At 51.4% G+C, this 6,378-nt stretch carries 8 protein-coding genes; all 8 read right to left on the bottom strand.

Translation table 11 applies throughout. The features are described 5' to 3' along the window. Nucleotides 1-1,166, bottom strand: a 1,166-nt coding sequence (gene gspL, locus ABYT30_RS13995) for a type II secretion system protein GspL (RefSeq protein ID WP_373097095.1), incomplete at its 3' end; no start/stop codon positions are given. Continuing rightward, entirely contained in the window at nucleotides 1,163-2,164 is a 1,002-nt protein-coding gene (gspK, locus tag ABYT30_RS13990; RefSeq protein WP_373084295.1) for a type II secretion system minor pseudopilin GspK, read from the bottom strand. The genes gspK and gspL, both read right to left, overlap by 4 nt. Beyond that, nucleotides 2,161-2,787 (bottom strand): type II secretion system minor pseudopilin GspJ, encoded by a 627-nt coding sequence (gspJ, locus tag ABYT30_RS13985; protein ID WP_373084293.1) that lies wholly within the window; start codon nucleotides 2,785-2,787, stop codon nucleotides 2,161-2,163. The genes gspK and gspJ overlap by 4 nt, the downstream gene beginning before the upstream one ends. Continuing rightward, nucleotides 2,784-3,149 (bottom strand): type II secretion system minor pseudopilin GspI, encoded by a 366-nt coding sequence (gene gspI / locus ABYT30_RS13980; RefSeq protein WP_373084291.1) that lies wholly within the window; start codon nucleotides 3,147-3,149, stop codon nucleotides 2,784-2,786. Before gspI ends, gspJ begins: the two co-directional genes overlap by 4 nt. Further along, on the bottom strand, nucleotides 3,146-3,661 hold the full coding sequence (gene gspH / locus ABYT30_RS13975; RefSeq protein WP_373084116.1) for a type II secretion system minor pseudopilin GspH: 516 nt from the start codon (nucleotides 3,659-3,661) through the stop codon (nucleotides 3,146-3,148). Before gspH ends, gspI begins: the two co-directional genes overlap by 4 nt. After that, nucleotides 3,636-4,106, bottom strand: a complete 471-nt coding sequence (gspG, locus tag ABYT30_RS13970; protein WP_373097093.1) for a type II secretion system major pseudopilin GspG — start codon at nucleotides 4,104-4,106, stop codon at nucleotides 3,636-3,638. Before gspG ends, gspH begins: the two co-directional genes overlap by 26 nt. Nucleotides 4,107-4,118: 12 nt before the next feature. Further along, on the bottom strand, nucleotides 4,119-5,339 hold the full coding sequence (gene gspF / locus ABYT30_RS13965) for a type II secretion system inner membrane protein GspF (RefSeq protein WP_373097090.1): 1,221 nt from the start codon (nucleotides 5,337-5,339) through the stop codon (nucleotides 4,119-4,121). Next, the coding region (locus ABYT30_RS13960; protein ID WP_373097088.1) for a GspE/PulE family protein at nucleotides 5,326-6,378 on the bottom strand (1,053 nt) is incomplete at its 5' end. The genes ABYT30_RS13960 and gspF, both read right to left, overlap by 14 nt.

Below are 6,378 nucleotides of genomic sequence, written 5' to 3'. Positions count from 1 at the left end.
TGCCCAGCGATGCCGCCATCCTGCTGCCCGAAGGCGCCGCGTTCGACATCCAAGCCCTGGGCTTTTAAGGCCGCAAGCCATTGATCAATTGCCTCATAGGAAGCGGCACTCAGAATTAGCTTCAACACTGCGGGATCATTTTCATAGTTTAATTGTGTCAAGGTAATGCCCGGCTTGGAATTGCTCGCCGCCGCGACTTTTTCCAGCCACGGCATCATTAAGCCTTTACCCCCCGCACTTTCAAGCGCATTAAGCTGACTGCGCATTTGACTGCGCGCATTCACCACCCGACTACCGGGAAAGACCTGTTGGTAGAGAGCAACCATGGCTTCGTCCAAGGTATCCGCGTCACGATTAGCACTATAGGTTTGCAAACCCACACTCAGCCAATGCAAACCCAATAACACCGCCAGCAAGATTAGCGGCCAGCGAATGCGGCTCAAAGCCTCACCACTTTCATCTTTAAGTAAGTAAGCGCCACTAAGCAATGACAAGGGCAATGCCTGAAAACCTAGCGCAAAAGCCTGCAGCCTGTTTTTACACTGCGTAATAACATGCTCGCCACTGCCAAGCAGGCCCTCATCACAGTCGCCAATGCAATATACCTGCATTGGCTCAGCGTTCAGTTCAGGCCCGATTATTTCTTGCCACACGGCAAAATTTTCGCTGCGCATACCGACTGGCTGCGCATGAATATTTGCCGACACCTGCTCACCGTCCATTACCACGGTATTGGCTGGCAATACGGCGTAATCCGGTAGCAATGCTTTGATACGTAAGCCACTTTGCCGCAACACGTCTAAACAATTTTGCACTAAACTGCGATCAGCGATCAACACATCGGCCGGCTGACTGGCCTTTAGAGTGCCCACCGAAATATGCACATTTTCTAAATCGGTGCAAAGCTTGTCTTCAAGCTGATAAGGCAATGCCGCCATCCCAACTCGACCACCCTTGGGTAATACCACCCGATGAGCACTCACAGCGGTGCCTGGCAGGAGTGCGTAACACGACGCCCCTGCACACGGCTCAGCTAAAGTAGCGAGTTCGCCGCTATTGGCCAACACGCCCTCGGCGATCGCTTTGTGATGCTCATTGTCCCAATGCAGCCATGGCACTGGCGCCTCTATATCGAGGGGTAGATCAAGTAACAACAGCGCGCTCAAAAAACTTCTCCATACTCTCGGGCATAGACAATTGCCTTGCCATTTCGTAACACAATTCGACTGTATAAGTTCAACTGGCGCTGTTCATAAAAAACATCACTCAGCCCTCTGAAATAATGTGAGGTGACGCCCAAGCCTTGGAGCAACACAGTCGGTATCGGCGTTTCCGCCGACAAACCCAGCTCGCTAATAAAACTGGCCACATCCGGCCATCCGTTCTCGGGACGACGCTCTAATACCGCCAACACTTCAGCAACACTAAGCACATTACCAATTGCCGCCGCCAGCAACGGCGCCTGCGCTGGGCTCAGCGTATTAATGTTTAATGCTGTACTCACTTCAGGTAAAGCGCAGAGGTACGGTAGCAATCGTGACTGCTCATCCTCCTCAAATTCGGCGAACAAGCCAAGCTCACTCACCGAGTCTATCAAACTATTGGGCGGCAGATAGGGGTAATCCTTAGCGGTATAAAGCAGGTCTTCAGCGCCGTATATACCCTCCGGTGAAAAATCCTCGTCAATCCAGTCTTGGCTGCGGCCCATAATAAATTCCACGCGCTGAGGTGGGAACTCCAGGTTGCTTAACAAGCCGGTGAATACTTGTTCTGCAGGGCTTAACACTTGGGTGTCGCCACCCGCTGATTCTGGTTTATACAGCGAATTAATATTAAAACAAGCCTGCTCATCAACAATCAATCCGGCAATAGAGCCGCCATCAATAGGAAAAACTATATCCTTGCGCGCCCAATCCTGCCCCAAGTGCAGAGACGTTTCCCCAGCCACATCTTCCAGCGCGAAAATGGCGATACGCTCGCCACCTAATGCATACCAGTAGGCTTGATCCATAATACGCTGGTTCAATAAGCGCTGACTGCTATAGCGCACCCCATCAACGAGCCCCACCGCGAGCACAACCATCACTGCGACGATCAGCAAGACCATTATGAGCGCAGCGCCGCGCTGACCATTAGCGCGACAGGGAAATCCCAGCTCGGTCACTGAATGGCCTCCGGCAACAAGACATTCAGTTTAATGTCTTGCCAAATCCCGGCACCAGTCAACATTCGCAGGGCCTTCGGCTGAGTTGCGTTGATCTGCGTACTCGGCGGCCAAAAAGTTGACCAACGCTCGCCATCGTACAACTCCACCACAAATTGACTGACCTCCGTTAATAGTACCTGACGTTGCCAATGCGTATTGCTAGCGGGGTCGGCTACACCAGCGCTATAGCGAATGAGCTCTTCATCCTCTTTGACGTACCGAACCCGTTCCAATTTACTGCCTAGGCCCCTGCCCGGTAAAACTCGCCGCCCTGCGTGAACAAACTCCAACTCACTGTCTTCCCCGACCTGCGCCGCAATAATATTGGCCGGTAATACGTCACCTTGGGCATCGCGCGGTATACGGGGTGTTAGCTGCTCAACATCATGACGAAATATCGTTAACGCCAAGGCGAGTCGCTCAAGGTTCTGCTGGCGCTGCTCGATAACTGCCTGATTATTAAGCGAGCTATTCAGTAATAGCGAGCCAGCAGTGCCGATTAAAGCCATGATGCCAACCGCAATCAGCAGCTCCACCAAGGTGAAACCGCGCTGCCAGTGCCTTCCGCCACTCATCGTCATTTTTTTAAAAACGCCGATCGTGAGGCAAGTACATCTTTTGATGATTGCAGGCTCACACTAATATCAACTCGACGAATATCCGGATGCGGGGTTTGCTCAACACTGCGCTCCCAGCGAAACTCAAAACCCGCCATGCTTTCAATACCGCTATTATTTGTGCCGTAGCCATCGCGAAGAATATCGATCAAAACATTGTGGGCGACGAGGTCGGCAAATTGACGCTCTTCCAAAGCGCCAATATTTCTTGCACTCTCAGTGAGGCTTTTGGTGAGTGTGACAGCAGCAGTTGCAAAGATCATCAGTGCGACCATGATCTCCAGTAAAGTAAACCCGCGCTGGCGATGCCGCGATAAAGTGCTCATGGTCGGGCAACGGCTAATTGTTCATCAAAGCTTAGCGATTCCGCTCCCGCAGTCGATAAACGCCATTCAAAAGGAGAGATTTGTCCGTCGGACAAAAATACCAACTGAGGACTCACCTGTTGCTCACCATCTTCATTATCGTCGAGACGAGATTGTTCATGCAGGACCTCCCCATCGACCAAAAGCTCAGTTTGAACATCCTCAGCCAGAGTAATGTTCTTCGCCAGTACACCCTTGACTATTTTTTGCCAGCCATCGCGGGTGAGTACATAAAACTCCCCCCGTTGACGTTGCCATTGCAAGCCCAAACTATGCCCACTGAAAACCGCTTCAGCGCGGGCACTCCGCAAACTGCCAATGAGTTTAAAACGCTGTTCGTGCAGCAAGGCACTACCGTCTTTCGACGGTAATGTTAATGCAGCGACACCACTGAGCAAGCCGATGATAAAAATAACGACCATTAATTCAAGCAGTGAGAAACCGGACTCACTCCTGCCAGTTGACGATATCACGGGCGAGACCTTCTCCACCTTCTTCCCCATCGGCACCGGTAGAATACAAATCAAAAGGCCCGTGCTCACCCGGCTGGATATACACATAAGGCGTTCCCCAAGGGTCTTCAGGCAGACGTTTAATATAACCATCACTACGATAATTTTTAGGTTGTTTACCCGTGTCTGGACGTTTAATCAGGGCTTGTAAGCCCTGATTAGTGGTGGGATAAACGTGGTTATCGAGTTTATACATATCCAGCGCTTGCTCTAGTACCGAGATATCAGCGCGGGCCTTTTCTACCATGGCGCGATCTTGGTTTTGTAAAACATTGGGAGCTACAACAGCTATTAGCAGTCCCATAATGACAATAACAACCATAATTTCTAGCAAACTAAAGCCCGATTGCTGGCTAATTCTCGGGACGACCCCACCGCTCTTGCGCTGTATTTTTGTCTCAAACATGTCCACAAACTCCTAAAACTGAGTCAAATTATTCAATTGTAATATCGGCAGCATAATCGCTAACACAATGGATAAAACCACCCCACCCAAAACCATAATTAGTAAGGGTTCGAACAAACTGACAAACATTTGCACCCGCTGCTGCAGTTCGCGTTCTAAATTTGTCGCCGCACGCTGGGTCATCGCTTCCATCTCGCCACTGGCTTCACCACTGGCAATCATATATATCGCCAGTGGTGGCAATTCGGCCTCGTCCTGCAGGCAGCGACTAAAACTCTTACCCTCTCGCACTTGCTCGCGCACCAGTGCCATACTTTTCTTTAAATGAGTATTGCCTAAGGTATCGCAAGCCACTTTTAGAGTTTCCAAAAAGGGCACGCCCGACGACATTAAAATCGCGAGGGTACGTAGCATTCTCGCTGCGTCCAATTCCAACATGAGCAAGCCCCAAAGCGGCAGCTTTAAAATAGCCTTGTCAGCTTTGAGGCGATTGCCGGGTGAACTTAACCACCAGCGGCTCAATACAGCTACCGCGATAACACCAATAATTATATACAACCAGTTGGCGATTAAACCGTCACTCAAAGCGATAAGTACCCGCGTTAAGGTAGGCAGAGCCTGATCGTAGTGCGCAAATTGCGCTGTGACCTTGGGTACCACAAAGGTCATTAAGGCCGCGACCACGGCTAGCGCAACAAACATCAATACAACTGGATACATAGCTGCCTGAACAATGACGCCGCGCAGCTTCTGACTGTCTTCGGTGTAATCTGCTAATTGATCAAGTATTAAACCTAAATCACCGGATTTTTCACCGGAACTGACGAGAGCACGAAACACCGGATTAAAAACCCGAGGGTGCTCGTTCAAACCGTCCGCAAGGGAGTGGCCTTCCAATACCCGCGCTCGCAGATCAAGTACCACCCGCTTCAAATAAGGCTTGCGAGTGTGCTTCGCCGTTGCAGCTAGCGCTTCTTCCAAGGGGATACCCGACTGAATCAAGGTTGCCAAATGCCGCACAAACAGCGCCAAATCGGCAATACCGACCCGGGAGCCGGCGAAGTTGCGACGGGCATTATCAGCGCGGGTTTTATCGCGAGTTTGCTTTAAATCAATGGGAAAAAGCTGCTGGTCACGCAGCATTTGCCGCGCCTGGCGACTGGAATCCGCCTCGATCATGCCCTTTTTATTTGCCCCGGCACTGTCGAGGGCACGGTACTCAAAGGCCGGCATTACTGCCCTCGCGTACGCTGCGCAATAATTCGTCGAGACTGGTTTGACCATCCAACACTAAACGACGGCCTTCCCCCATTAGCGACGGCATATGATCGCCAACCTGACGTAAAATATCTTGCTCGCCAGCGCGGTTGTGGATTAACTCTGCGACTTCACGATCAATCACCAGAAGTTCATAAACCCCCTGCCGACCGCGGTACCCGGTGTGCTGGCATTCATCGCAACCAGCCGCATTAAAGGCGCCCTGGCCTTCCAGCTTGGGATCCCCCAGTAAGCGGGCCTCGGTCTTGTCCAAAATTATCGGGTGGCGACAGGTTTGGCACAATTTTCTAACCAAACGCTGGGCGAGTACGCCTTTCAAGCTCGAGGCGATCAAATAGGGTTCTACACCAATGTCCACCAAGCGCGTCACCGCACCAACCGCTGTATTCGTGTGCAGGGTCGACAGCACCAAATGGCCAGTCAATGAGGCTTGCACCGCTATTTCTGCGGTTTCTTGATCCCGAACTTCCCCCAGCATTACCACGTCTGGGTCTTGACGTAGAATAGCTCGCAAGCCTCGCGCAAAGGTCATTCCGACCTTGGCGTGAACTTGCGTTTGGCCTATACCTTCTATGTCATATTCCACCGGATCTTCGACAGTAAGAATATTCCTGCGGCGATCATTAAGGGCCATTAAGCCCGCATAGAGAGTGGTGGTCTTACCCGAACCGGTTGGTCCAGTGACTAATATAATGCCATTAGGCTGCTGCAGAAGGTCCTTGAGGGTATCTAATGTGCGTGGCGGCATACCCAACTGTTCGAGATCGATTCGCGCGGCTTGCTTGTCGAGCAGACGCATTACCACGCGCTCACCGTAATTGGACGGAATTGTCGACACTCGCACGTCAACGGAACGGCCAGCAATTCTCAGCGAAACTCGACCATCTTGTGGTACCCGCTTCTCTGCAATATCGAGCCGTGACATGACTTTGATACGTGAAACCAAGAGTGGCGCCAAACGTCGACTCGGCGTTAACACCTCCTGCAAAATACC

The organism is Zhongshania sp. (assembly GCF_041623545.1).
Taxonomy (GTDB): domain Bacteria; phylum Pseudomonadota; class Gammaproteobacteria; order Pseudomonadales; family Spongiibacteraceae; genus Spongiibacter.
Note: the sequence above shows the minus strand (reverse complement) of the source record. Positions and strands in the feature narration are given on the sequence as shown.

Bases quoted from the DNA above. Each gene is read 5' to 3' on its own strand.
- gspG (WP_373097093.1), bottom strand. From the start codon at position 4,106: ATGTTTGAGACAAAAATACAGCGCAAGAGCGGTGGGGTCGTCCCGAGA.
- gspF (WP_373097090.1), bottom strand. From the start codon at position 5,339: ATGCCGGCCTTTGAGTACCGTGCCCTCGACAGTGCCGGGGCAAATAAA.
- gspI (WP_373084291.1), bottom strand. From the start codon at position 3,149: ATGAGCACTTTATCGCGGCATCGCCAGCGCGGGTTTACTTTACTGGAG.
- gspJ (WP_373084293.1), bottom strand. From the start codon at position 2,787: ATGACGATGAGTGGCGGAAGGCACTGGCAGCGCGGTTTCACCTTGGTG.